Source organism: Ralstonia sp. GX3-BWBA (assembly GCF_003290055.1).
GTDB classification, from domain to species: domain Bacteria; phylum Pseudomonadota; class Gammaproteobacteria; order Burkholderiales; family Burkholderiaceae; genus Ralstonia; species Ralstonia holmesii.
This window is the reverse complement of record NZ_QMKS01000009.1, coordinates 431,592-456,051: the sequence shown is the minus strand read 5'-3', so window position 1 is coordinate 456,051 and position 24,460 is coordinate 431,592. Positions and strand designations below refer to the sequence as shown.

26 protein-coding genes are annotated in these 24,460 nt (G+C 65.6%); 8 read left to right on the top strand and 18 right to left on the bottom strand.

Annotated elements, in window-relative coordinates; all coding sequences use genetic code 11:
• Window positions 1-10: 10 nt before the first annotated feature.
• The 16 genes from DOD19_RS09715 to DOD19_RS09640 all read right to left on the bottom strand — a co-directional run bounded on the left by DOD19_RS09715 (window position 11) and on the right by DOD19_RS09640 (window position 14,035).
• The gene (locus DOD19_RS09715) at window positions 11-1,531 is read right to left on the bottom strand and encodes a conjugal transfer protein TraG N-terminal domain-containing protein (protein WP_042178557.1); all 1,521 of its coding nucleotides are present in this window, start codon (window positions 1,529-1,531) and stop codon (window positions 11-13) included.
• Window positions 1,532-1,545: 14 nt separating this feature from the next.
• Window positions 1,546-1,905, bottom strand: coding sequence for a hypothetical protein (locus DOD19_RS09710; RefSeq protein ID WP_009518522.1), 360 nt, complete (start codon window positions 1,903-1,905; stop codon window positions 1,546-1,548).
• Window positions 1,902-3,296 (bottom strand): integrating conjugative element protein, encoded by a 1,395-nt coding sequence (locus tag DOD19_RS09705; RefSeq protein ID WP_042178560.1) that lies wholly within the window; start codon window positions 3,294-3,296, stop codon window positions 1,902-1,904. The genes DOD19_RS09710 and DOD19_RS09705 overlap by 4 nt, the downstream gene beginning before the upstream one ends.
• A 9-nt stretch (window positions 3,297-3,305) precedes the next feature.
• On the bottom strand, window positions 3,306-4,253 hold the full coding sequence (locus tag DOD19_RS09700) for a TIGR03756 family integrating conjugative element protein (protein ID WP_009518520.1): 948 nt from the start codon (window positions 4,251-4,253) through the stop codon (window positions 3,306-3,308).
• Window positions 4,250-4,696 (bottom strand): TIGR03757 family integrating conjugative element protein, encoded by a 447-nt coding sequence (locus DOD19_RS09695; protein WP_009518519.1) that lies wholly within the window; start codon window positions 4,694-4,696, stop codon window positions 4,250-4,252. Before DOD19_RS09695 ends, DOD19_RS09700 begins: the two co-directional genes overlap by 4 nt.
• A gap of 163 nt (window positions 4,697-4,859) precedes the next feature.
• On the bottom strand, window positions 4,860-5,354 hold the full coding sequence (gene radC, locus DOD19_RS09690; protein WP_009518518.1) for a DNA repair protein RadC: 495 nt from the start codon (window positions 5,352-5,354) through the stop codon (window positions 4,860-4,862).
• A gap of 175 nt (window positions 5,355-5,529) precedes the next feature.
• The gene (locus DOD19_RS09685) at window positions 5,530-6,294 is read right to left on the bottom strand and encodes a thioredoxin domain-containing protein (protein WP_023098544.1); all 765 of its coding nucleotides are present in this window, start codon (window positions 6,292-6,294) and stop codon (window positions 5,530-5,532) included.
• 24 nt (window positions 6,295-6,318) lie between these two features.
• On the bottom strand, window positions 6,319-9,201 hold the full coding sequence (locus DOD19_RS09680; protein WP_042178564.1) for a conjugative transfer ATPase: 2,883 nt from the start codon (window positions 9,199-9,201) through the stop codon (window positions 6,319-6,321).
• Complete coding sequence (locus DOD19_RS09675; RefSeq protein ID WP_042178567.1) at window positions 9,201-9,650, bottom strand: TIGR03751 family conjugal transfer lipoprotein; 450 nt, start codon at window positions 9,648-9,650, stop codon at window positions 9,201-9,203. Before DOD19_RS09675 ends, DOD19_RS09680 begins: the two co-directional genes overlap by 1 nt.
• Window positions 9,631-11,049, bottom strand: a complete 1,419-nt coding sequence (locus DOD19_RS09670; RefSeq protein WP_042178570.1) for a TIGR03752 family integrating conjugative element protein — start codon at window positions 11,047-11,049, stop codon at window positions 9,631-9,633. The genes DOD19_RS09675 and DOD19_RS09670 overlap by 20 nt, the downstream gene beginning before the upstream one ends.
• Entirely contained in the window at window positions 11,039-11,950 is a 912-nt protein-coding gene (locus tag DOD19_RS09665; protein ID WP_003105643.1) for a TIGR03749 family integrating conjugative element protein, read from the bottom strand. The genes DOD19_RS09670 and DOD19_RS09665 overlap by 11 nt, the downstream gene beginning before the upstream one ends.
• Window positions 11,947-12,639, bottom strand: a complete 693-nt coding sequence (locus DOD19_RS09660; RefSeq protein WP_003105641.1) for a PFL_4703 family integrating conjugative element protein — start codon at window positions 12,637-12,639, stop codon at window positions 11,947-11,949. The genes DOD19_RS09665 and DOD19_RS09660 overlap by 4 nt, the downstream gene beginning before the upstream one ends.
• Window positions 12,636-13,034 carry a TIGR03750 family conjugal transfer protein gene (locus DOD19_RS09655; RefSeq protein WP_003105639.1) on the bottom strand — a complete coding sequence of 133 codons (399 nt, stop codon included), beginning with the start codon at window positions 13,032-13,034 and terminating at the stop codon, window positions 12,636-12,638. Before DOD19_RS09655 ends, DOD19_RS09660 begins: the two co-directional genes overlap by 4 nt.
• An 11-nt stretch (window positions 13,035-13,045) precedes the next feature.
• Window positions 13,046-13,405, bottom strand: coding sequence for a TIGR03745 family integrating conjugative element membrane protein (locus DOD19_RS09650; RefSeq protein ID WP_003090173.1), 360 nt, complete (start codon window positions 13,403-13,405; stop codon window positions 13,046-13,048).
• 16 nt (window positions 13,406-13,421) lie between these two features.
• Entirely contained in the window at window positions 13,422-13,655 is a 234-nt protein-coding gene (locus tag DOD19_RS09645; RefSeq protein ID WP_003050225.1) for a TIGR03758 family integrating conjugative element protein, read from the bottom strand.
• Entirely contained in the window at window positions 13,652-14,035 is a 384-nt protein-coding gene (locus DOD19_RS09640) for an RAQPRD family integrative conjugative element protein (RefSeq protein WP_003120001.1), read from the bottom strand. Before DOD19_RS09640 ends, DOD19_RS09645 begins: the two co-directional genes overlap by 4 nt.
• 203 nt (window positions 14,036-14,238) lie before the next feature.
• Here DOD19_RS09640 and DOD19_RS09635 point away from each other — a divergent pair, with 203 nt between their 5' ends.
• Genes DOD19_RS09635 through DOD19_RS09600 form a run of 8 tightly spaced genes read left to right on the top strand, consistent with a single transcriptional unit; the run spans window position 14,239 to window position 21,477 of the window.
• Window positions 14,239-14,709 (top strand): helix-turn-helix domain-containing protein, encoded by a 471-nt coding sequence (locus tag DOD19_RS09635; RefSeq protein ID WP_003050245.1) that lies wholly within the window; start codon window positions 14,239-14,241, stop codon window positions 14,707-14,709.
• Window positions 14,706-15,281 (top strand): PIN domain-containing protein, encoded by a 576-nt coding sequence (locus DOD19_RS09630; protein WP_003109777.1) that lies wholly within the window; start codon window positions 14,706-14,708, stop codon window positions 15,279-15,281. Before DOD19_RS09635 ends, DOD19_RS09630 begins: the two co-directional genes overlap by 4 nt.
• A gap of 17 nt (window positions 15,282-15,298) precedes the next feature.
• Entirely contained in the window at window positions 15,299-16,213 is a 915-nt protein-coding gene (locus tag DOD19_RS09625) for an AAA family ATPase (RefSeq protein ID WP_042178573.1), read from the top strand.
• Complete coding sequence (gene cap8 / locus DOD19_RS09620) at window positions 16,210-16,680, top strand: type III CBASS phage resistance system CD-NTase-associated protein Cap8 (RefSeq protein ID WP_003105626.1); 471 nt, start codon at window positions 16,210-16,212, stop codon at window positions 16,678-16,680. The genes DOD19_RS09625 and cap8 overlap by 4 nt, the downstream gene beginning before the upstream one ends.
• Complete coding sequence (gene cap7, locus DOD19_RS09615; protein ID WP_003090159.1) at window positions 16,677-17,177, top strand: type III CBASS phage resistance system CD-NTase-associated protein Cap7; 501 nt, start codon at window positions 16,677-16,679, stop codon at window positions 17,175-17,177. Before cap8 ends, cap7 begins: the two co-directional genes overlap by 4 nt.
• Entirely contained in the window at window positions 17,177-18,079 is a 903-nt protein-coding gene (locus DOD19_RS09610) for a CBASS oligonucleotide cyclase (protein ID WP_003105624.1), read from the top strand. Before cap7 ends, DOD19_RS09610 begins: the two co-directional genes overlap by 1 nt.
• A gap of 38 nt (window positions 18,080-18,117) precedes the next feature.
• On the top strand, window positions 18,118-18,843 hold the full coding sequence (nucC, locus tag DOD19_RS09605; RefSeq protein WP_003050273.1) for a CBASS effector endonuclease NucC: 726 nt from the start codon (window positions 18,118-18,120) through the stop codon (window positions 18,841-18,843).
• Window positions 18,844-18,852: 9 nt separating this feature from the next.
• Window positions 18,853-21,477: an AAA family ATPase gene (locus DOD19_RS09600; protein ID WP_042178577.1), complete on the top strand. Its 2,625-nt coding sequence runs from the start codon at window positions 18,853-18,855 to the stop codon at window positions 21,475-21,477.
• Between the two features lie 40 nt (window positions 21,478-21,517).
• Here DOD19_RS09600 and DOD19_RS09595 read toward each other — a convergent pair whose 3' ends face one another.
• Both DOD19_RS09595 and traD read right to left on the bottom strand, forming a co-directional pair.
• Window positions 21,518-22,267 (bottom strand): TIGR03747 family integrating conjugative element membrane protein, encoded by a 750-nt coding sequence (locus DOD19_RS09595; protein ID WP_042178580.1) that lies wholly within the window; start codon window positions 22,265-22,267, stop codon window positions 21,518-21,520.
• Window positions 22,264-24,456: a type IV conjugative transfer system coupling protein TraD gene (gene traD, locus DOD19_RS09590; protein ID WP_042178583.1), complete on the bottom strand. Its 2,193-nt coding sequence runs from the start codon at window positions 24,454-24,456 to the stop codon at window positions 22,264-22,266. The genes DOD19_RS09595 and traD overlap by 4 nt, the downstream gene beginning before the upstream one ends.
• Window positions 24,457-24,460 lie beyond the last annotated feature (4 nt).

The following is a 24,460-nucleotide window of genomic DNA, read 5'->3' as shown; positions in this document are numbered from 1 at the left end:
CGGCACCGCGCTACTTCAGCTTACCTCCGGTAAGGGCCCCAGCGCCCTTACCGCCTGCTTGGCCGGCGCTCTTGCTGCCATCTGAAAGCCCCTGGATGACCTGCCCGGCCCGAATCCCAACCCAGGTAAGGCTCGCAAGCCAAAAGCCCGGCAAGACCAGGAACATCGTGCCCATGACGAACATCAGGAGCAGGTCGCCAAAGGCATTGTTCAACCCCACCAGCGGATCGAAGTTAGTGTGTGGCCGGTTCCAGCCGAAGCCCCACCCATAGAGCGCATCGAGGATGGTGCTGTCGATCCAGCGTGCGAGTTGGAACCAGAAATCGGTGAAGAACAGCGCGAACTGCACGACGCTGACGGTGACGACCGTCTTCAGGTCATAGGTTCCGACGACCAGTACGAGCGGGATGCAGATGACCAGTGCCATCTTGAGCAAGGCAAGCACCATGGGCAGCGCCTGGCGCACCACGTCCATGGCGGGAAATGCGGCAAGTGCCCCGACCGCCATTCCTACATCCCCCGTGGCCCGCGTCACGATGTTCGGCAGGGTCTTGTCGATCTGGCCGCCGTAGTCGGTATAGACCGAACCCTGGTTGAGCTTCTGCTGTCGCGGTGACGCGATGGTACGGACCACCGAATCGTCCACCTCGGTACGGCTCAGGAACCCGGCCCAGCCCGCCAAGCGATTCAACAGGCTGGGGTCCACCTGGCCCAGCAGCCGTGCCCGCAGGCCGTTGCTGCCATCGGCCCACCACTGCCTGCAGGTCGGGTAGCCGCCGCCACTGGCCACCTGCGCAAGCCCTGCGTCGCGGGTGTCGTCATAGGGCCATGACTCGCGCGCCGTGCTGGAACGGTAGCTGTCGTAGTAGCCGCCGGTATCCGTGAAAAACCTCGAACCGATCCAGGTCACGTCGTTCATTTGAGCTTCGTCCAGCTGCGGCCGCGCCATGAACAATTTGGCCCGTGCAGGCCCATAGCAATCCCGCGAGAAATCCGCTACTTCCTGAGCCAGCACCGGGTCATCGATGCGCGTGGCGTCGATCTCCATGCGCATCTGCCGCAGGTCCGTGCCACACGGGATCGCCGCCACCGAGGCGCTCGTGACGGCGCGCGAGAGTGCATGCATGAACGCCCACCAGACGGGCACCTTCGCCGACTGGTTGTTGATGGTGCTGAAGGACTGCGACCAGCCGGTATCCGTGGGCTGCGGCACGCTGACCTGGCACTGGGCCGAGCGCGAGCTGTCGTACTGGATGGTGTTCAGGTCCACGTCGATGAACGGAATGCCGGCGAACATCACCACCACGATGGCGACGAAGACCCGGTTCTCGATGCGGGCGGCGCTCAGCACGCCTTTATTGCCCTCGTCGGCACCTTCCGCACGGGCCTTCAACCACTCCTGCACGATGATGGCGACGAAAGGCAGCCCGAATACCCCGCTGGATACCAGCACCGCCCAGATGCCGTTGTTGACGATCCAGGACACCAGCGTCAGGTAGTACTCCAGGTAGTCGGTCGTGAAAAGCGTCATCGCGCCATCTCCCCTCAACCGGCCTGCATCAGCAGGCTGGCTTCCAGCGCCACGATGGCGACGACGCCCGCGACCTCGGTGCGCACCAGGCGGCGCCGCGCCTGGGCGTCGTCCTCACGTACCAGCAGCCGGCGCCGCATCCAGACCCAGCCATAGGCCGTCGCCCCGTACAGGCACAACCGCCACACGAAGAAGTAGCCCGATGCGGCCGCGAGCCACCGCTCCCAGCCGGCCACGCTCCCGACCAGGTAGATGCCGGCGACGTTGGCCCCCACCGCAGCGGCGACGATCACCACCGCCCACAGCAGTGCTTTCGCCGCGCGCCGGCTGAACAGCCAGCGCAAGGGGCGCCAGGTCATGCGCATTGCGCTCATGGCCGGACTCCCGGATTGCCCTTCTGCAACTGGTCGAGGCGGTCGGGCACCGGATCGCCCTCGTAGATGCCGCGCGAGCCGGCCGCGCGCGTACCATGGCGCTGGATGATCGCCATCGGCGAGTTGTTCGCCAGCTCGCGGCGCAGCTCCAGCTCCGTTTTCAGGTTGCGGATCTCCCGGTCGAGCGTGTCGCTCTCGTGGTTCACAGCCTCGACCGCCAACTCGTTGGCCGCCACGTTGGGCTCCTTCTTTCCCGTGAGCAGCGTGCGCTGGAGCAACAAGGCCTTCTCCAGCACCGACGACAGCGCCACCTCGGACGCAAGGCGCCGCGCCAGCAGGTCCTGGTCCGGCTCGTCGCGCAGCGCCTCGATGACGCCGCGCGTGATCGGCAGCGACGTGCTGCCGGCCTCGCGCAAGTTCTCGAAGGTGGTGTTGCGCACGCCGGAAACCAGTTCCTGCAAGACTTCCAGTTTGGCTTCGTACTCCTCCTGGATCAGCGGCGTCAGCCCGACGCCGGGCACCGTCTCGGTCTTGGTGCAGGAATCGCACGTGCGCTGCACCTGTTCCCCGAGGACCCGGGTGGCCCATTCGGTCGCCTGCTGCGGCGACGTCCAGGTCTGGCAGGACAGGCTCGCGCAACTGGCGGGCGCGATGGAGGATGTGTCCGTCACGCCGCGCCCGTTGACCAGGTTGTAGCCCGCGCGGGTGACGTCGCCGACCACCCGAATGGCGGACTGGCCTGCGCCACCGGCATTGCTGCCGCCCACCCAGGGAACGCCGTCGTTGCCGCGGCGCGTCTCAGCCTGCTCGACGGCCGAAACGGCATCGTTGCTGCCAACCGCGTCACGCAGGGCCATGCCTTCGGCCATCTGGCTCCAGCCAAGCTGGCCGCCCGCCGTCTCGGCCATCTTCTCGGCCATCGCGCGGCACGTCAGCTTGGAGCGGTCGAAGTCCAGCCGCGCCTGCAGCACGCCGTTGGTCAGCAGGTTGTACAGGCCGGGATCGGCGCGCTGAATGATCAGCGCCGGCAGGGACGCCACCGCGCTGGTGGCACTCTGGATCACGTTGCTCATGATCTGCTGGAAGCCGTTCGTGATGCCGTTGAGCTGGTTGCGCAGCGTGGTCTGGATGCTCATGTCGCCGCAGATCAGGTTGCTGTTCCACCCCAAGCCGACCCCGATGGAGCGCATGCCAGCCGCGCGGCCCATGGACACCGCGCTGCCGCCTCCGATCGAGTACATGACGTCATCGCCAATGACGGGGCCGCTGTTCTGGTATCCGACCTGCGCCCACGCCAGGCCGCAGACCAGAGCGAGCGTGCCGGCCAGCGCCGTCGGGCGCAGCAAGTAGCACGTCTTGGCGGAAAGGTTCATCGGTTCAGGACGCTTCATCGTGGCACCTCAGAGGAAATCGACGCTGCCCAGGAACACCTGCCCGCGGCGTTCGCAGCAGGCATACGGCCGCCACAGCGCCCAGGCGTAGTCGCCTTGCTGGGCCTGGGTCAGCGTGCCGCTGTGGGGGAAGACCACGCAGGTGTTCGACAGACGAGGGGTCAGCTCCTGCCACTTCCCGGTGGAGGTATCGCCTTCGACCAGCGCCCCGGCCGGCCAGTAGCCGTCACGGGCGTTGGCGAGCAGTGGCTGGTACACGTGCAACTGCCCGCGGCGCGTGACGACATCGCCCGCGCGCTGGGCCACCACCGCCCCGGATTTGTGGTCGTCGGTCTGGTGCAGGAAGCCACCGCGTGGATAGACATTGCCCCAGAGGTTCATCGTGGTGCGCGCACCGACCTCACGCATGCCCGGAATCAACGCCTCCGGGTAGGCCATCTCGGGCACGTTGTAGCGCCAGGCCAGCGTGTCCAGGGTGCTGAGCAGATACGGCATGAAGGCCGTGCCCGCGCCTTGGCAGAAGTAGCCGGAGGACGAGGCGAACTGGTTGAACACCTCGCCGCCGGGATGGCCGATAACATCGCTGTTCTTGAATTTGGCGAGGTTGTTTTCATGATCCTCGTTCGTGGTGCCGTCCCCGCCGGCCTGGGCCGAAGGATTGGGCGTGCTCATGGCGCGCACTTCAACCCAGGGGTTCTCGCCGGTGTTCGAGTACGACGACACCACTGCATCGGGGATGTAGTGCCTGACCTTGACGGAGGTACGCACCGTGCAGCCGGTCCAGGTGCAATAGAGCCAGTAGCAGATACCCACCACCCGGTATTCCAGGCAATCGGGCGAAGCCACTGAACCCACGATGGTTGCCGTGTTCAGGGCGTAGCTGCCCGTGGCGCTAAGCAGCAGCACGGACGCGACAGCAGCTCGCATGCGGCGCAGAAGGTCGAATGGGTGGATCACGGTTCGGTCCTCCGGTGCTGTTCGATCCGCGCGATGGCGCGGGCCACGTCCGGCTCGCCATAGACCACATAGCGCTGGTCCACCACGACGGCCGGGACGGCGGTGATGCCCAGGCTCCATGCGTCCGTCACGCCCTGGTAGGCCGTCGCGATGCGCCGCTGAAGGTCAGTGCCTCCCTGGGTCAGCCGACGCTTGACCAGGGCTGTCGCCTGGTCGGGGTCGGTGGGCAGATTCGCCGAAAGCTCGGCCTCGATGCGCGGCGCTTCATCCAGCTCGATCAGCCGTTCGCCGCCCATGGTCTTGACCGGGTGGTGGCCGTCGGTGACGACCACCACGTCGGCGGCGAAGGTGACCGGGCTGAACACCGCCAGGGACGCCGGCAGCGCCACGGCCAGGCCAAGGGTTCGCCAGCCTGGTGCGAACCGGGTAAAAGCTGCTGGCATGTCATGCGCCCCGGAAGTTGATCAGGGCCATAGTCAAACGCCGAACCCCATGCGGTCCCAACAAACAATGCGCATCGCGGCCACCCCGCATACCTGCTTGTGTCGCCGCGAAGAAAAAGCGGAGGCCGAAGCCTCCGCGCTGATCAACGAAGCAGTGCAACACTTACAGCAGGCCGGACTCCGCAAAGGAGAACGGGGCACCCTGGCCGACGATGATGTGGTCCAGTACCCGCACATCGATGAGCGCCAGCGCGGCCTGCAGTTGCTGGGTCAGCACGCGATCCGCGATCGACGGCTCGGACATGCCCGAGGGGTGCTGATGTGCGAAGACCACCGCAGCGGCATTCAATTCCAGCACACGCTGTACGACGACACGCGGATAGACCGAAGTCGAGTTGATCGTGCCCCTGAACAACGGCTCGTAGGCCAGCACCTGATGCATGCTGTCAAGGAATACAGCGACGAATATTTCGTTGGGCTCGGCCACCAGCTTCACGTGCAGGTAGTCGCGCACGGCCGTGGGGTCGAGGAGTTTCGGACCCGCTTTGAAAACCCGCTTCTCCAGCAGTGCAATGGCTTGCTGGATGATCCAGTCCTCGTGCTGGGCAGCGATGGCGGAAAGCGACTCCAGGCAGGAGTCATTGACGACGAAAGACATGGCGAACCTCCAAATGGTGAGATCGGAGGGCGCGCGCCCGGGGAGGGCAAGCCCTCCTGGGGAACGAACAAGGTGCATCCATCACCGCGGGAGCGGTGATCGTTCGCGGCCAGGATGCGAGGCGAACGGGTTGCGGTCAGCGCAGCGGACTGCGCCGTAGCCTTGAAGACCGGGGCTACCTGGGCATGTCGCCGACGACGTCGGCAGGCATTTCCGATGTAGGTGTGGCGGCGGGATCGCGGGCCGCGAGCATGTCCATGGCCGACAGCAAGGCATCGCCCTCGATCGGACCCTGCAGCAGGATAGCCTTGCCGGTTTCGCGATCGTGTAGCCGCAGCGACGGCGTGGCGGTCACGCCGCTGTTCGTGGCTTCCGCAGTTTGGGCGCGAATCGCCGCGTCGGGCCGCTCGCTCGCGATGCACTGCTCGATGGGTGGCGTAAGGTCGGGGTAGCGCAGGTCCTCGGGCAAGCCCTGACCGTCGCTGCGCGTGTGGGCATATACCCACTCGACGGCCTGCCAGAAGGCGGCATGACCGCTGGCTTGGCCCGCGCATTCCGCCAGGCGCGCTTCCGCGGACGCGGCCGGCTCATGCGCTGCCAACGGGAGGTGATGCCATTGCAAGGCCACGTCCGCATTGCCGGCCACCCAACGCTTGAGCACTGGGAAATAGGACCGGCAGAACGGGCATTCGAGGTCCGCGTAGAGCGTCAGCGTGAAGCGTCCTTCCGGATTGCCCATCTGCCACGGAGGCCCAGCCACCTGCGTCTCGCTGACTGGCGCTGAAGTCTGAGGCGTGGACTGCCCGGGCCAACGGGACACGAGCCAGATCAGCAGCAGTGCAACCAGCGCTGCGGCCACTGTCCAAGGCCAGCTGGGCCGCCAGTGCCGACGGCGGAACGCCTGCACCTGCATCGGAATGGAAGGACGTTTCTGTTCCATGGCGTTCTCCGGTGTACGGCAGATTCAGGGCAGGTCCAGGGTCGGCGACTCGATGCCACGTGCCCGGTCGATCTTCTCAGCCACCTTGAAGGCGGCATCCAGCTCGCTGACGCCGTGCTGCTGCATGAGTTGGTAGCGTTCTGCCTTCTCCTCGGGCTCGGTTTGCGCGAGCGCGAGGTAGAGACTTGGCGGCACGGCGCGGAACAGCACTTCCATGCTCTTGGAGAGGATGACGCCCTCGGTGAACTTGCCCGCTTCCTTGCGTGCGGAGAGCATCAGCGCCTTCTGCGCCGGCGAGAGTTCGCGGAAGCGCGCGATCTTCTCCACCTCGTCCGGCGGCATCGACAGGCACACCCACCACTCGATCATGTTGAGCATCGGCTCCGCTGCACGTGGCAGGTCGTCGATGTTCTGCGTCGCCAGCCAGAACCAGGCGCCCAACTTGCGCCACATTTTTGTAATTTTCACGACATAGGGCGCGAGCAGCGGGTTCTTGGTGATGATGTGACCTTCGTCGGTCACGTTGACGATCGGCCGTCCCAGGTACTGGTCGCGCTCGGCGATGTTGTTCACCGTGCTGATCAGGCTGATGTAGGCGATGGAGAGCTGCGCGTTGTAGCCCTCGCGGGCATAGGTCGCCAGATCGACCAGCGTGATGTCGGCCTCGGGCCACGGCGTGCCGTCGCGGTCGAACATCTCGCCGTCCGTGCCTTGGCAGAACATGTCCATCGCGTCCGCCATCTCCAGCAGCCGCGCACGGCGCATCTCGGGCAACGTCGGGTCCTGGCCACGGATGCGCAGTGCATTGCGCACATCGCGCGTGAGCACGGTGCGCTTCTCCGCCACGCAATGTTCGGCGGCGTCGAGGATGCACTGGCGGATCAGCGAGCGGTCGGCCCGCGTCATCCGCGCTTCTTCCTTGTCTTCGCCGCCCGTGATCATCAGCCGTGCCGTGATCTCCAGTTCGCCGAGCACGTCGCGCTGCTCATCCGCCTCCATGGCCGAGGCATCCGGTGGCTGGTCTTCGTCCAGGGCATCGGCATCGAGCGTCTGCACGTCGCTGGGCGTTTCGATCAGCCGGCGTGCGTCGGCGAACGGCGCCAGGCTGATGCCCGATCCGGGGGCCAGCTTGACCCGGTTCACGGTCAGGCCCAGGCGCCGCGCGAAGTCGCTGAACAGGCCGAAGCTGTTGCCGGCTTCCACGATGAAAAGCCGCGGCCGGTAGATGGCCGTCACCTGGTTCAGCAGGTTGTTGAGCGTGGCGGACTTGCCCGAGCCCGTAGGGCCAAACAGAAACAGATGGGCATTCATCTGCCGATCCAACCTGTTCAAGGGGTCGAACGTAATCGGGCCGCCTCCGCGATTGAACATCGTGATGCCGGGGTGCCCCGTGCCCTGGGCGCGGCCCCACACCGGCGACAGGTTCGCCGCGTGCTGGGCGAACATCAGCTGCGTGTACCAGCGGCGCCGATCCTTGCCGGGGTTGTAGCAGCACGGCAGCCAGCGCAGGTAGCTGTTGAGCGGCGCCACCTCGTCGTCCTCGCGCACCGGTTGCAAGCCGGCGTTGAGCATGACGTTCGCCAGGTCCAGGCCGCGCCGATCCAGTTCCGCCTCGTCGCGCCCGCGCAGGTAGAACGCCAGCGTGCCCCGGTAGAGCTTGTGCGCGCTGCCGATCAGGGAGCGGGCCTCGTGTACGTCCTTGAGGGTCTGCTCCGACGCCAGCGTCTCGCCCACGGCCTTCTTCGCCAGGTGGTTCAGATCCGATTCCAGGACATCCTGCGGCGTGGCGACCATCGTGAGACACATCAAGGTGTCCTCGGGCATCTGGTCGAACAGCGTGTTGATCGCGTCCCCCTTGCGGGTCTCGCCGGTCAGGTGCCCCGTGCCGGGCGGCATGCGCAGCCGGTCGGTGATCAGCACGCGGTGCGGCATGCCGTCGAAGTACCAGGCCCCTTGCGCCACGTCCGAGCGCGGCTGCCCGAAGAACAACCGCTGGCTGAAATCCCGCCCGCTCGCCAACTCGATCTCGCCGGCCTCGGTCTCGTCCGGGTAGCGCGCCAGCGAGTAGAAGCGCTCCCGGTCCTCCGCCCCAGGACCGAGCAGCGTGGGGCGCGGGTTGAACCATCGCAGCAGCCAGTCGTGAACGTCCGCTGCAACCATGCGCCGGGCCTGGATGCCGGCATTCGCCAGCCCGCCGCACAGGCGATCGCAAACGATGCCCAGCATCTGCTCGGGTGTCTGGCCGCGGCGGTTTGCCTGTCCCTGACCGCTCGCGCGGCGGTACACCACCATGCGCACGCGCCGCGTCTGGCCGCGCCAGCGCAGCCGCGTGACCACCGTGTCCTCGAACAGGCCGCCGGGCTTGGCCACAGCGCGCATGTGGTGGCCGAAGAAGCGCAGGTAGAACTCGGTGAACGCCGAGCCGCGCGCACGTGGCTGCACGTAGTCGCGCAGCGTCTGCATGTACTGGTCGAAGCTCGGTTCGTCCTGGGCATAGAGCTGGAGCACCCAGGGGTTCTCGTCCAGTTCATCGAAACTGTCTTGGAGTGCGTTTTCCAGGGCATCGCGGGCGTGGGCGAGCCAGCCAGGCTCCCGGCCTTCGGTGCCCAGCGGCACCAGCTCGAAGAACGCCGCCACCGATTGGCCGTCCTCCAGGAGCATCGATTTCGACTCGGGCATGAACTCCACCCAGGGCAGCAGTTCCACGAAGGACGGCGCAACGTCGTACAGCGCCTGCTCGTCGGCCAGGGTCGCTGGCTTGCGGCCGTGGACTGCCGAACCGGGTTCGGGGATGCCGGCCTGGCGCAAGGCCTCGACGTGGCGCTGCCAGCTGTCCGGCTGCTCATCGCTGGCCGGGTTGCTAGAGCCGACGCCGGCCAGCTTCGGCCAGGGGAGTTTCCACCGCATCAGTAGTCCTCCACGCGCTCGCCCGGCATCGCGTACTGGATGCGCTGGTAGAGCGGGAAGACGGTCGTGTAGCCGGGCACCGGCACGGGATCGGTGCCGGCCAGGTGCGGGTACACGTACATCACGAGATCGGGATTGGGCAGGCGCTGGAACTGGCGGTGAACCTCATTGCGCGCGGTGCGCGTGTAGCGCATCTGCTCGACAGGTGCGGCCTGCACGTCGGCGTCGGTCAGGGGCCGACGCAGGCTCTGGCGCGCATCGAGCAACTGGCGGCCGGCGTTCCGTCCGGCTGCGCCACCGCCGTCGCCGGCCTCCTGCTGCCAGATGTCCATCATCGTGCGGTCACCGTGGGTCAACAGCTTTTCCTTGCTGGTGGCGCAGCCGGCGAGCACCGCGACGGCGAGGGCCAGTGCTAGGCCACGGGCCAGGTTAGTCAAGTTCAAGGGCATGGCTTTCTCCTGCGCGGTGATCGACCTTGCGGCCTTCGGGATCGAAGTCGATGGCGAGCGGCTTTTCGAGGTGGACGGCAACCTTGGCGCCGGGTTGGACATAGACGGCGGCGAAGGCTTGGCCGTAGAGCTTGTTGACCCAGGCCGACATGTCCCGGACACCGCCCGCGAGAATCTGGCCGACCGCTTCTTGGCCGGTGATGCCCACGGTGCCGATGGAGCCGTCCGAGCCGACATAGGACATGCGGCCGCTGCCACTCTCGATGAGCGAGGCCACACCGGCACCGGCCGCGGTGATTAGGGCCTGCGAGCCGAGGTATTGCTGGGCGTTGCTGCGCCGCTCGCCGCTGACGCAAGGAATGCCGTGGGGATCGCTGATCCAGCCCAAGCCGTCGCGCTGTTGGTTGTTCTGCTGGTTGCCCTCGCGGTCTTCGGGGATCGTGCGAATCGTGCCGTCGTTGAAGACGAACGTGATGCTGCGCACCTGACCTCGCACGCACGAGAGCGTCCAGTCGCCCGAGGCGGTGCCGCTGAACACGGCGCCGGCCACGTCGGGAATGTCGATGCCATTGGCGGTCAGGTTGTCCGGCCCGACCAGAACTTTGAACGGATAGGGATCGTTGACCGTGCCGTCGATCGGCACGCGGCCGATCAGGGCCGTCATCGCCACCGATCCCATTAGCGTCGAGTTGGTCGGCACGGTATAGACCGGCTTGGCATTCTTGACCCCGGCGGCGCGGGCGCCCGCGTTGGCCACGGTTTCAGCGGTGGTTTCGAGCGTGCTCTGCGCCGGGCCGAAGCTCGTGGGGAAGCTCATGCCGCCGCTCGCGCCACGCCCCCCGTTGCGCCCCTCGGCGGGCTCTGCGTCGTCCGGCTCGACCCACCGCACGCCGCCCTCCATGCCGGCCTCGTCGCCGCCCTGCAGCCCCAGGCCCACGGGCAGGTCCGCATGGCCGCCGCCGCGCCCGCCGATGCTGTCCAGGCGCCGCTGCAGGTCGGCGAGCAGCCCTTCGGTCTGCTGGCGCGCGCTGGCCGCCTGCTCTTGGTCGCGGCGCAGGTTGGACCGCTCGGATTCGAGCGCCGAGTTGATGCGCTGGTCGATGGAGTTCTCGCGCTGGCGCAGCCGCTGGTTCTCTTCACGCTGCGACTTGTTGTCCGAGAGCGCGGTCTGAAGCTCGGTGCGCAACTGCTTCACTTGGGCAACGAGCGTCGCCACGGTGTCGCGCGGGGTGTCGCCTTCGATGCCCAGCGCCTTCATTTCCTCGGGCGTGAGCTGGGCGCCGTTGTCCGCCGCGGGTGGCGCCGTGCCGCCTCCACCCGAGAACAGCCGGATACCGGCGAACAGCACCAGGATGGCGACAGGGATCATCAGCCACTTGAGCAGGCCGTTACTGCGCATGGCGGGCCTCCTTGGCGTTCTCGTCGCCGTCCGGCTGCGGCAGATGCACGGCAGGGTCGAAGCGGTGAATCGCCGGCAGCAGCGACTGCGCGAGGCCGCGGCCGCGCGTGACCAGGTACAGCACGGTCGTGTCCTCGGTCGTGCCGCGCGGGCCCAGCGCCTCGTGCTGGAAGGTGGCGGTGAGGAAATCGCCTTGCAGCACGCGCGGGTCGAGCGCGACCCAGTCGGCGCCGGTGTTGGTGAGGCGCACGGCAGTCACCCATTGGTCTTCCAGGCGCCACGACGCGAGCACGGCCGCGCGCACCGGCAGCGTTGGCATCAGTGTGTCCAGGTCGAGGTCGCGGGGAAGGTTGACCCGCATGACGCCCGGAAGCGGCTCGACGGTGCGCAGCGGTGCGTAGAGGTTCTGCGCGGCGAAGCGCGTCAGCACGACAGGGACCGGAGTTTCGCGCCGCGCGGTCCGCGCACCTGCCTGGCCCTGGGCGCGTGCCGGGGCCTCGGCACTGTCGGCCTGCTCGCCATAGCGTCCCGGTGCGCTGTCACCCTCGACGATGCGCACCGGCTCCAGCTCGGCTTCCCCGTCCTTGGGCGGTTCGGCTGCGATGTCCAGCAGGATCAGCGCGCCCGTGTCGGCGTCCTGCAGTTGCAACCGCGTGGGCTCGATCGGCTCGCTGGCACGCAGGTACACCGCGCCGCCCGCACTCTGCACGCGCAGGCGTTTGCCCACGCCTGCGGGCACGCCCACGCGCACGTTCCGGTCGATGAATACGATGCGTTCCTGACCGACCTTCAGCGGCACTGCCAGTGGCATGCGTTCCCAACGCAGGATCTCCACCGCCTGGGCGACGGGTGCCGCGGCCACGGCCAGTAGCCCCAGCAGCGCGAGTACAGGATGCTTCATGGGGTGTTTCCTCCTTGAGGCGCTTGCGGATTCAGGTCACTCGGCGCCGGGCGCGCCGGCTCCGGTGCACTGATGCGCTGGGGCGCGCCTTCGTAGCAGTCCAGCGCCAGGCCGAACGGGTTGCGGGCGGGATCGACGTCCACCCGCGTGACCTTGATCGGATAGCGCACCAGGGCGCGTTTGACCTGCTCGGCGCCGTAGTACTCGTCCGCCGTGATGTCCAGCGTCACCACCCAGTCGCGATCGGATACGGTGCGCACGCGCGCCGTGGGGTCGTCGCCATAGCCGCGGCCGGGAATCTCGTAGATGCCGCGCACGCGCTGACGCAGCTCGCCCGTGGAGCGGCGGTAGTCATAGTCCGCCCGCAGGAAGGCCTGGCAGGACGGGGTGAGGTACGGCGAGAGCGTATGGAGGTTGCGCGAGTAGTCTTCTTCGCCATTGGTCGGCCAGCGGTTCAGCGTCTGGAACACGTAGAACGTGAACGCATAGACCGATTCGGGCGGCACTTCCCACCACTTGCGGGTACTGCCAGAGCGCAGGTCGGGCGGGACGTGGATGGTCAGGTCGCGCGGCGCGCTCCACCAGCCGCCGCCCATGACCAGGGCGACAATGACCAGCGCGCCCGCGCCCAGGCGCAAGGTCTTGATGTGCGCCTGCAGGTGGGCGATCTCGTTCTTGAAGCGGCTCATCGCATGCTCCTGCGGGTGGACCAGAAGCCCGAGCGCGAGATCAGCACGTGGCCGCCCACCCAGCCGGCCATCAGCGGATGGCGCGTTGCGATGCGCCACTGCAACTGTCGATACAGCCAGGTGTCGGGGCGCCCACGCTTGAGGCGGCGCAGGATGCCGCCGCCGATGAACACGCCCAAGGCCACGCCCAGGACAACGAACGTCGGTGCGATGGCGATCGTGCGGAACACCCACGAAAGCGGCGCGCCGACCAGCAGGCCGGCCGCGCCGGACAGGCCGCAGCAGATCCACAGCTCGTCGGCGGTGAGGCCGCGCACGACCACGGGATGGCGGTTGAGCCGGTGCGGAAGGAACGTGACCGTCCCGTCCGCACGGACGTGCTGCTGCTCGGACATACCGGCCTCGCTTACAGGATGCCGGTGGCTTCGGTGAGCAGCCAGATGCCGATCACGAGCAGCACGGCGCCGATGGCGACCGTGAGGCCGAATTGGCCCCACGTCTTGCGGCCGGTGTGGATCTCCGCGTAGGTGCCGTAGGCGTGGTAGCAGACGCCGATGAACATCGACGCCACCACCAGCAGGGCCACGAGCATGATGATGTCGTAGCCGTAGTTGCGGATGGTCTCCATGATGCCGTTGCCGGTGCCGCGCGTCGGGTTCTCCAACTGCGGCAGACCTTGCGCGAACGACAGTGCGGGCAGCGCGGCGGCGCCCAGGGCCACGGCGGCGCGCTGGGCAAAACGGGAAGTGAGGTTGCGGTTGTGCATGGTCGGGCCTTTCATGTCAGGACAGGAGGAAGAAACTCAGGACGAGGTACATCGCGACGAAGCGGATGCAGACGCCGAGGAACTGGCGCTGGTTGAGGCGGCTCTCGGACCACCCCACATAGGCCGTTCGGATGGCCCAGACGCCCCACACGAGCAGGACCGCGAACACGACGCCGACCAGGACGGTCGCCATCGCGGAAGGCGCGATACCGCTGTTGGCTTGAAATGCCGAGACCTGGGCGCCGTTCATTGCTCGCCCTCCGCAGTCGTCTTCGGCGATGGCGAAGCGGCCCGCTCGGTGCGGTAGTCGCCGGCCAGTTCGGAGGGGTCGCGCGGCTGAGCGCGTGATGGCGTCAGGTGGAACTGGATGCCGGCGCGCACGCGCGCCAGGTCAGCCAGCAGCCGTGGGTAATCGAAGTGGTAGCGCTCGCCCGGCTGGATGGGGGCATGCGCGGCGCTGTCCGCGACGGTGCGTTCCAGCGCGTCGAGCTGGCGCAGCGCGGCGACCAACTCCTGGCGCTGCGCCGGGGACTCGGCCAATGCCATCGGGGACTGGCCCAGCACGAGGGCCGTCACGAAAAAAGTGGGCACGCCGCGATGCGCGGCGCGCAGCCAGATCGAAGCCACCATCGCGCCATTCCTGTGTGATCAGCAATGGGTTGATCGTGGAGATCAGGGCTGTTTCAGGCCGCAAACAATAGGAACTGGCGGACGACCGGATTGGGCATGCTGCGAGCGAACCTACAAAAGCCCGGGTCGCGCTTCGATTATTGCGTTTTTCGAGTATTTCGAATATGATCGGCTCTGCAACCGTTTTCGCTTAGGAGCTACCCATGACCACCGCCACTGCCCAATCCAAGATGACCCTTCCCGCCGCGGGAGAGGTGAAGGCAGCCGTCCAGGGTCAACGTGCCTTGGCGGCTTACCTCGCAACCCAGTTCGAGACGCAGCACATCCAGATCTTTGATGACCACAAACAGGCTCATCAGGTGGAACTGCCTACCTCGGCTTTACGCCTGCTGGTCGACATCCTGGCCGAGTTGGCCGATGGCAATGCAGTAAAGGTGGTGCCCGTCCATGCAGAGCTGACGACCCAAGAGGCGGCGGACTTGCTCAACGTGTCCCGTCCCCATTTCGTCAAGCTGCTCGAAGATGGGGTGTTGGCATTTCATCGCACCGGCAAGCACCGCAGGGTGAGGTTCGCCGATCTGATGCAGTACAAGGAAGCGCGCGAGCGCGCCAGTGAGCAGGCGATGGCCGAACTCGCTCAGCAGTCGCAAGAGTTGGGAATGGGATACGAATGAGGCATTCCCCATTCACCGCCGTCTACGACGCGTGCGTTCTATATCCCGCGCCACTGCGGGATTTCCTGATGTGGCTCGGCCTGTCTGGCCGCTTCCGGGCGCGGTGGAGCCAAGCCATTCATGAGGAGTGGAAACGCAACCTGTTGATCAACCGCCCCGATCTCACCCGGGTTCAGGTCGACAGGACGTCGGATCTCATGGACCGGGCAATTCCGGACGGCTTGGTGGAGGGCTACGAAGCGCTCGTGGCAGGCCTGACATTGCCCGATCCGGACGACCGGCACGTCCTGGCTGCGGCGATTCGCTGCGGTGCGAGCGTGATTGTGACGTTCAACGAACGGGATTTCCCGAACGATCTGCTGGCTCCGTACGGCATCGAATCGCAGCACCCCGATGAGTTTGTGGACAACCTACTGGATCTGGACGCGGCCGCCGTGGTGTCGGCTGCGCAGCGCCAGCGTGCCCAACTCAAGCATCCGCCGATCGAGGTGGACCGCTATCTCGAAATCCTGCTGCGCCAAGGCCTTGTGCAAACGACCAAGGTGCTGGCGACCTATCGCACCATTCTCTGACCCGCCGAGAGCCACGGATGACCAAGAATCCTTCATCAGACGCCACTTTGCCGAAAGGCATCCATCGAAGCTGGAAGCTGCCGGACACGTCGCTGGGCGCCCTGTGGGATTCCATCGTCATGGACGAAGCTCTCAAGAAGCAGTTGCTGTCACAGGCGATCGTCAACTTCACGGTGCGCCCCAAGGTGGAGCGCACGGTACTCCCCCTGCACGGCGTGATCTTGTTGGTCGGCCCGCCGGGGACTGGGAAGACCTCCTTGGCACGGGGCTTGGCGCATCGTGTGGCCGAATCTTTTTCTTCTGCGAAGTTTCGATTGCTGGAAGTAGAGCCTCACACGCTGACGAGCTCTGCAATGGGAAAGACTCAACGCGCCGTGGCAGACCTGTTCTCGCAATCGATCGCAGAATCCGCAGCGGCGGGCCCGACGATCGTCCTTCTGGACGAGGTCGAAACGCTTGCGGCTGATCGAGCCAAGCTCAGCCTGGAAGCCAACCCGGTTGATGTGCACCGGGCCACCGACGCGGTGTTGGTGCAGTTGGACATGTTGGCCGAACGCAACCCGCATCTGCTGTTCGTGGCCACCAGCAACTTCCCACAGGCCGTCGACAGTGCCTTCCTATCTCGTTGCGACATGGTGATGGAGGTGCCACTGCCCAGCAAGGATGCCTGCAAGCAGATCCTGGTGGACTGCCTGAATGGCCTGGCAAAGACATTTCCGGGGATTGGCAAGCTTTCCTCGGCTCACCAGTTCGACGCGTGCGCTGGCGAGTGCGTCGGATTGGATGGTCGGGCCATTCGCAAGGTCGTAGCCAACGCCCTCGCGGCCGACCCGCAAGTGGCTATCGATCCGAACAAGCTTTCCGTAGAGCACCTGCGCAGTGCGATACGACAGGCAACGCAAATGCGCCTTCAAGGAGGGAAGCAAAAATGACCACCGTTGTCAGCCGGACGTTTCGCAGCTCGCCGCACCGCGATGCGTTGCAGACGTGGGATGCCATTGTCGAACTGCTCACTCAGGGCAAGGACGGCACGGCTCGCTCTGAACTCAGGGCCGTGGCGGGCGTGGCCGCCAGCTTGATCGCCGACCAGGCACCCAAGAGCGCGCCCATCGTTGCGACATGCGATGGACCACGGACCAGGATCTACTGCCTCTTCGACGAAGACGCGATCGATGGTGATGATGCCAACGAAGAAGTCTTGGGGTTCGAGCCGTTGAAGGGAGACTGGGGAGTCTCGCTGCCGTGTCCGAAGGAGCAGCTCGGCTGGGTGCAAACCGCGCTCAAAAAGCACAGTTCTCGCATCATTGCACGGGACTTGAGCCAAGGAATTGCCACGCAGGCGCAGGCCGATGCTGGACAAGCGCTGTCGCTCGACCTCGGAGGTTTCCTCAAGTCATGAGCACCGTCGCCACCTACTCGTACACGCACTCGGTTACCTATGTGACCGACAACATCCTCAAGAGCTTGAAAGACATCATCCTGCTCAGTGGGCTGGACCCCGAGCACTTCGCGGATCGCTGGGAGAGCAATACCCGAGCCATCAAGACGTGGCTCGGGACCGGTGATCTGCGCAAGGTGATTCTGGAGATCTACAACCCGGCAACCGACAAACTCGTGACCCGATGGGATATCGACATCGTGTATGGGTGGTCCGATGGCGACGGCAGCTTCTGGACAGATACCGAGCAGTTGAAGTACGCGATCAAGAAAGCTGGGCTGCTGCCATCGCAGGCCAAGTACAAGTTAATGCTCGATACAAAGCCAGGGCGGCCTGATGTGGAGGGGTGGAGCAAAGGAAGTTATCGCTCGACGGATGGAATGGTCAAGCAGAGCCTAGGCTCGACTGTCGAACACAGCGGCCTGGCGGGTCAGGCCGGATATTGGAGGCAACGCTGATGCTGTCGATCGATGAAGCTTTTCGCAAGTTCAAGTCGCGTCTGGAACTCAACGAACGCGAGCAGAAGAATGCCTCGCAACGCCAGAACGAAGTGCGGGACTACCTGCAGACCAAGTTCGGCATTGCGCGCAGCTTCCTGACCGGGTCCTATGCTCGATACACGAAGACGAAGCCGCTCAAGGATATCGACATCTTCTTCGTGCTGAAGGACTCGGAGAAGCATTACCACGGCAAGGCCGCATCGGTAGTGCTGGATGATTTCCACTCTGCATTGGTGGAGAAATACGGTTCGGCGGCCGTGCGCAAACAGGCGCGCTCGATCAACGTGGATTTCGGTGTTCACATCGACGCGGAGGACAACACGGACTACCGGGTGGTCAGCGTGGATGCGGTGCCCGCATTCGACACCGGCGACCAGTATGAGATCCCCGATACGGCGTCCGGAAAGTGGATCAAGACGGACCCGGAGATCCATAAGGACAAGGCGACCGCAGCGCACCAAGCCTATGGCAATGAGTGGAAAGGTCTCGTGCGCATGGTGAAGTACTGGAACAACAATCCCAAGCACGGCGATCAGAAGCCGGTGAAGCCCTCGTTCCTGATCGAGGTAATGGCCCTTGAGTGTCTTTACGGCGGCTGGGGAGGATCGTTCGATCGCGAGATCCAGTCGTTCTTTGCCACGCTTGCCGATCGTGTTCATGACGAGTGGCCGGATCCCGCCGGACTTGGCCCGGCGATCAGCAACGATATGGATGCCGCGCGCAAGCAGCGCGCGCAGCAGCTGCTGTTCCAGGCGAGCCAGGACGCAAGCATCGCCATCGACCACGCGCGTCGTGGTCGCAATATCGAAGCGCTTCGCGCCTGGCGCGCACTGTTTGGCCCCAAGTTCCCACTGTCCTGATTCCATCGGCTTCCATACACGTCCCATCGAGGTACAGCATGTCCCAGTGGTCGCTTTCCCAGCTCCTGTCGTCCCTGCATGAAGACATCCAGCAGCGCTTGTCCGTAGTACGCAAGACCTTCGGTCACCCGGGTACGAAGGGGGATGCGAGCGAGAACGTCTGGATCGACATGCTGGATACCTATCTGCCCAAACGGTACCAGGCGGCGAAGGCGCATGTGGTGGACAGCCTGGGGAACTTCAGCCAGCAGATCGATGTGGTGGTGTTTGATCGGCAATATTCGCCTTTTATCTTCACCTACGAGAACGAGACGATCATTCCAGCCGAAAGCGTGTACGCCGTGTTCGAGGCCAAGCAGACGGCTGACGCGGGGCTTGTGGCCTATGCCCAGGAGAAGGTCGCCAGTGTGCGCAGGCTGCACCGCACGAGCCTGCCGATCCCGCACGCTGGCGGGACCTACCCAGCGAAGCCGTTGATTCCGATTCTGGGTGGCTTGCTCACCTTCGAGAGCGAATGGAGTCCTGCATTGGGCCCATCCATGGACAAGGCGCTGAACGCAAACCTCACCGAGGGGCGTCTGGACATCGGATGCGTTGCCGCCCACGGGCACTTTTTCTATGACCAAGCCAGCGGCGCGTACAGCTACACCAACGAAAACAAGCCGGCGACCGCGTTTCTTTTCAAGCTGATCGCGCAGCTTCAGTTCAGTGGAACGGTCCCCATGATCGATGTGGAGGCTTACGGTCAGTGGTTGACCAAGTGAGGGGTCGCTGTGGCAAGCATACGTTCGGAGTACCACCGGTTCCTGGCGCACTTGACGCAGCGGCACGTGCACGACGACGTGCGCCGGCTGGCGCACCTGGTGCTCGATCACCTGCAGCCACTGGCCGAGGTCGGTGCTGCACGCCGGGGGCGCTCCACGCGCTTGGCGCCGCTGGCCATCGCGCATCTGGCGCAGATGCCTGTCGCCTACGACGGGGACGCGCGCGGCCCCGAAAACGGGCCGGCGCTCGGGCGACTGCACCAGCTCGAAGTCGGGCCGTTTCGAGGATTCATGCGGCAGGAGACGTTCGACCTCAGCCATGACATCACCTTGGTCTACGGTGCCAACGGCACCGGCAAGAGCAGCTTCTGCGAAGCCTTGGAAGTGGCGATGCTCGGTTCGATCAGCGAAGCGCAGGCCAAGCGGGTCGACCAGCGGACGTACTGCAACAACGCTCGCCTGCGCCGCCACATCGCGCCAGTCCTGTCGTCTACGGCGGCGGGCGAGGCGCAGGCCGTCCAGCCCGACGAAGCTGAGTATCGCTTCTGCTTCATCGAGAAGAACCGCCTCGACGATTTCGCCCGAATCGCCGCGCGGACCCCGAGCGATCAGCGCCAGCTCATCGCCACCCTGTTCGGCGTGGACCAGTTCAGCGAGTTCGTGCGCGGCTTCAACCCCTCGCTCGATCAGGACCTGATGCTTGCCGGCGTGCAGGCGGCGCAGCTGGCGCAGCGTCGCCTGCAGTTGGCGAACTCCGAACAGACCATCGCCGCCTACCCGCAGAAGATCGCAGCGGTCGAGGGCCTGGAACAAGCTTTGGCGCAGCGCATGTCACCTGGCGCGACCTATCAAACCTGCGTGGACTGGCTGCTGGGTACGCCGCAGCAGCAAGGACGGCTACCGTATGTCCAGGCTCAGCTGGACGCCAACCCGCCTGCCATTCACGAGGTGACCCAGGCCCGCCTGCAAGCGTTGCTGGCAGAGGCCTACCGCGTCCAGGGACTGTGGCAAGCGTCTTCCGCGCAACTCGCGGCCCGCGCCGGCGAGGTGTCGTACGCGAAGCTCTACGAGGCCGTGCAAGCGTTGGCGGACGGGGCGACCGCGTGTCCGGCATGTGGAACCGAACTGGCCGCCGTGGCGCAGGACCCGTTCGCCAGGGCGCGAATGGGCCTGGAGCAGCTCGCGCAACTGGCCGTCCTGCAGCAGCAGGAGGCCGGGCATCGGACGCAGTTGAGCGAGGCGGTCCGAGCGCTGTGTGACGAAATGCGCCGCGTGGTGGCGGCGGCTGGGGTCGCTTGTCCTGCCGAATCGCAGGCCGCGGGCCTGCCACTGCTGCCTCCCACGTCGGCGGGCAATTGGCTCGGCGGCGGGGTGAATGGGGACCAGCGCGCCTGGCAAGCCCTCTTACGGATCGCACAGATCATCGAAGGCTTCGACGCGCAGGCGCGCGACGTGAATGCCCAGCGCGGCGCGATAGCCCAGGAGCGGGACCGCCTGCAACAGCATCAGCTGGAGATCGAACGGCTGCGGACCATGCGCACGACTGCGGATCAGGAGCTGGCGGCCGCCCGCCAAACCGTGGCCCAATTCGACGACGCGAACCGCGGCCTAATCCAGGCGGCCACGGACGAAATGCCGGTGGTGGTGCACCATCAGCGGGTCAAGGCCGCCTACGACGGCTTCCTGCCCGAGATTCAGGCATACCTAACCGCTCTGCCGGGGGTTCTGCTACAGGGGCTGGGAGACCAAGCCCGCCATCTCTACAACGCATTCAACCGGGCCGATCCGCCCGGCGATCTGCTGCACGCGCTGTGGTTGCCCGTGGCCGAGAACGGCAAGATCGAGGTGGAGTTCGCCGGCGAGCCGGGCGCGCGCTACGACGCGTTGATCGTCTTCAGCGAAGGGCACATCAAATGCCTGGGCCTGGCGATTCTGCTTGCCAAGAACCTCGCGCAGGGCTGCCCCGTGGTCATATTCGATGACGTCGTCAACGCGATCGACGACGACCATCGCGATGGCATCTGGCGTACCTTCTTCGAGGACGGTTTGCTCCACGGCAAGCAGGTTATCCTCACCTCGCACGCAGAGGAGTTCCTGCACCGCATCCAGCAGGAGTTGGGCGTGCGCCGCGCCGCGGCCATTAAGCGCTACAAGTTTCTCCCGCATCAGGGAGAGCACGAACTGCGGGTCGACAGCGACCCGCCAGCGAAGAACTATGTTCTTCTGGCCCAGCAGGCGTTGGCGGCTGACGAGAAACGCGAGGCACTGCGTCAGGCCCGGCCGGCGCTGGAGAGTCTGACGGACCGCCTGTGGACGTGGCTGGGTCGGCGGGCGGACGGCCGGATCGACATCAAGCTGAGCGGGCCCCGCGCGCCTTGGGAGCTGAACAATAAATGCACCAAGTTGCGGTCGGCCGTCGAGCGTATCGCGGCGCAACATGCGGGTGCGCCGGATGCCGTAGGGGCGTTGGTCCGGCTGCTCAATGTCAGCGGTACGAGTATTGAATGGGGTTACCTCAATAGCGGTGTGCACGACGCTCAGCGCGATCATGAGTTTGATCGGGCGACGGTAAGAACGGTCGTCGAGGCGGTTACGGCGTTGGATGCTGCTCTTGATACCCTGCAGAACCGATGAACGGCACACGGCTTTGCAGAGCCGTGCCGCCCGTGTCACCTCATAAGTACTTCTTGAAGCTGCCTGCGGTCAGGCTGACTGCCATCCCCAGCAACGCCGCGCTGGGCAGCAGGATGACCAGAGGATGCACCGATATGGGCAGAGCGAGATAGGTGACCCAAGGCAGCACGGCCAACGGCATCAGGCTGGCCTTCGCGCGGTGGTAGATGAAGCCGGATTCGCGGCCCGCGCCGAACCGGCGCACATCCCGTCGCACCAGGCCGTCAATCAGGCCGACGAATGCCGCCGTGAGGATCAGCGGCAGCGTGAGCACCAGGACCAGCAGGCGCACCAGGAAGGTGAGCGTCGTGAAGGCCGCAGCGATCAGGTAGCTTTCGGCCCAGACATAGACTTGGCTGATGTAGTAGCGGAAGTTGCGGCTCTGCCCGTGGCTGGGCGCGCGGACGCGCTCGGCGGTCTGGCTCATGCGCTCCAGCAACCCCGAGCGCACGAACACCCACTCGTACCCGGTATCCACCAACTCGTGCGCCGTGCGCCCGGGCTCCTGTACCACCACGCTGCGCGTGAAGTGGTTGGACAGGTGCCCGAGTTCGTACCGCAGCATCTGCTGGGAGTGGCGCCAGCCCTGGTCCTTCCAGAACATGTGCATGCCGGCGCACTCCACCACGATCGAAAACAGCAGCGAGCCAATGAGCACCCCGAGCAGCCGGAACGGTAAGGTGATGGTGCCGACGATCAAGCCTTGGCGATGGTTCTGCTCCCGCTGCGCGGTCGAGGCGGCATCCTTCATGGCACGGCCTCGTTGCCCGCGCCATCGTCGGCGCCGGTGGCCACCGCGCCGGGCTCGGCCGCAGCGGCATCGTCCAGCAGGTCGTCGGGCAAGGCCGCATCCTGCAAGGCCGACGAGCTGGTGAACTCCCACCACTGCGTGGCCTCGCTGTAGCTCTGGCGCATGTACCCGGCCAGTTGCTGCAGGTCCGCCGGCATCACTTCATCCGGGTCCGGCGCCGGCAGCGGCATACGCACCTTCCAGAGCTGGCCGCCCTGCAGCAGCGCGAAGCACTGGCCCTTGGGCAGGCCGACGACGTGTGACGGCTCGATCATCGGCACGCTGGCCATGCTGATGCGGTCCTGGGTGTTCGACGTGAAATCCGTCGCGCCGCGGATGTCTGAGCTGTCCGTCGCGCCCGAGACGATGGTGGTTGTATAGACCTCGACCTTCGGCAACTGCCTCGTCAGCAGTTCCGCGGTGGCCGTCTCGCGCACGCGCAACATGAATAAATTGTTGAAATTCCCGATCACTTGGCCGGCCTTCGCGCGATTTCCGATGCGGGCCTCGATGTCCGAGAGCGTCTGCGTGTACGCCGTGACTTGCAGGCCGGCACCGCCGCCCTTGTTGATGAGCGGGATGAATTCATCGCCCATCAGTTCATTGAATTCGTCCGCGTGCACGTTGATCGGCACGCGAGCGCCAGCCACTGCGCCGGGCAGGCCATCGTCGATTCCGTGCTTGTAGATGTGTCCGGCCACCGAAACCAGGTCAGAGAACATCGAATTGCCGACCGCTGCGGCGACCTCGGCGTCAGACAACGCATCCAGACCCACATAGACGATGGCCCGCTTTCGGATGACCTGCATCCAGTCGAAGATCGGGCGCGGGTCGGCCAGGTCGGAGTAGTTCGGCGCCAGGAGCTGGGCGATCTTGCCGCTCGTGAGCTTTTCCAGCAGCGGCAGCAGCGATGCAACGATCTTGTCGAAGTAGGTCTTGTCGTAGCGCACCGCCGAGCGCAGGCCATCGAGCACAGGGTCGTAGTTGCGCGCCTGGGAGAGGTATTGCTCCAGCGCCACCACACGCTTCTCGCGCCCGATCATGTTCCTTGGGATGCTCTTCTCGTTGAGCTTGGCCTCGATCTGGACGATCACCTCCCAGGCCTTGGGCTCCGTCTTGGCAAAGTAGTGCTGGGCGTACTCAATGAACAGCGCGTCGATGTTGATGACGTGGCGCTGGATCAGCATGTAGTCCGGGCGCTGCCCCAGTTCCACCAGGGCGCGGGCGATGATGTTCACGAAGCGCCATGCGAACTCGCGGAACGCCGCGCTGTTGCCTTCGCCGGAGAGCTGCCCCGCGATGCGTGTCGCCACTTCCGAGATCCGACCGAAGCGGCCCACGGCGTTGTAGCGGGCGCTGATTTCCGGCCAGCCCAAGTGGAAGATGTAGAACTCGCCTTCGCGGCCAGCGCGCTGGGCTTCGACGTACATCCGTTTCAAGAGATCGGCATCCCCCTTGGGGTCGATGACGATGACGACCTCATGCTCGCCGGCAGCATTCCTGCGGCGGATGTCCTGCGTGACGAACAACTCGGCCAGGCGCGTCTTGCCCACCCGCGTGGTGCCCAGCACCAGCGAGTGCCCGACGCGCTCGCCCAGCGGCAGGCTGACGTCCACTTCGTCGGGCTCGATGCCGTGCAGCCTTGGCAGGCCGCCGACAGGCGGCAACGGGCGCACGGGGTTGAAAGGCGCGTCCCAGCCGGTGAGCTTCGGCAGGCGCGAGAGCGGCAATGGCGCGAACTCCAGCCGTTCCTCCAGGCGCCTGGTCAGCCGGTAGGCCGGCGTCGGCTCGACGTAGCGGCGGAACTCGGGCCGGTACGTCTGCATCAGCCGATGCGTGTGCTTCTGCTCCCAGAGAAAGCCGCGCCCCACGAATAGGCGCTGCTGGCTGACCGGCACGTCCTTGCTGGTCATCACGTAACGCGGCAGACGGCGGATGTTGCGCCGGTAGCGCAGGATGATGCGGGCATCGCGGTAGCGGATCGCGCCGTAGGCGCCGAACGCCAAGGCGCTGCCGATGCCCATGGCCGGGCTCAGCGCGACCGACCATGGGGCCACCAGGCACAGAAACGCGGCGCCTGCACACGCCGCGACGGTGTATAGCTCCACCGCTGGGCGTAGCAGAACCTCGACCGGCTGTTTGCCCGACATGGCT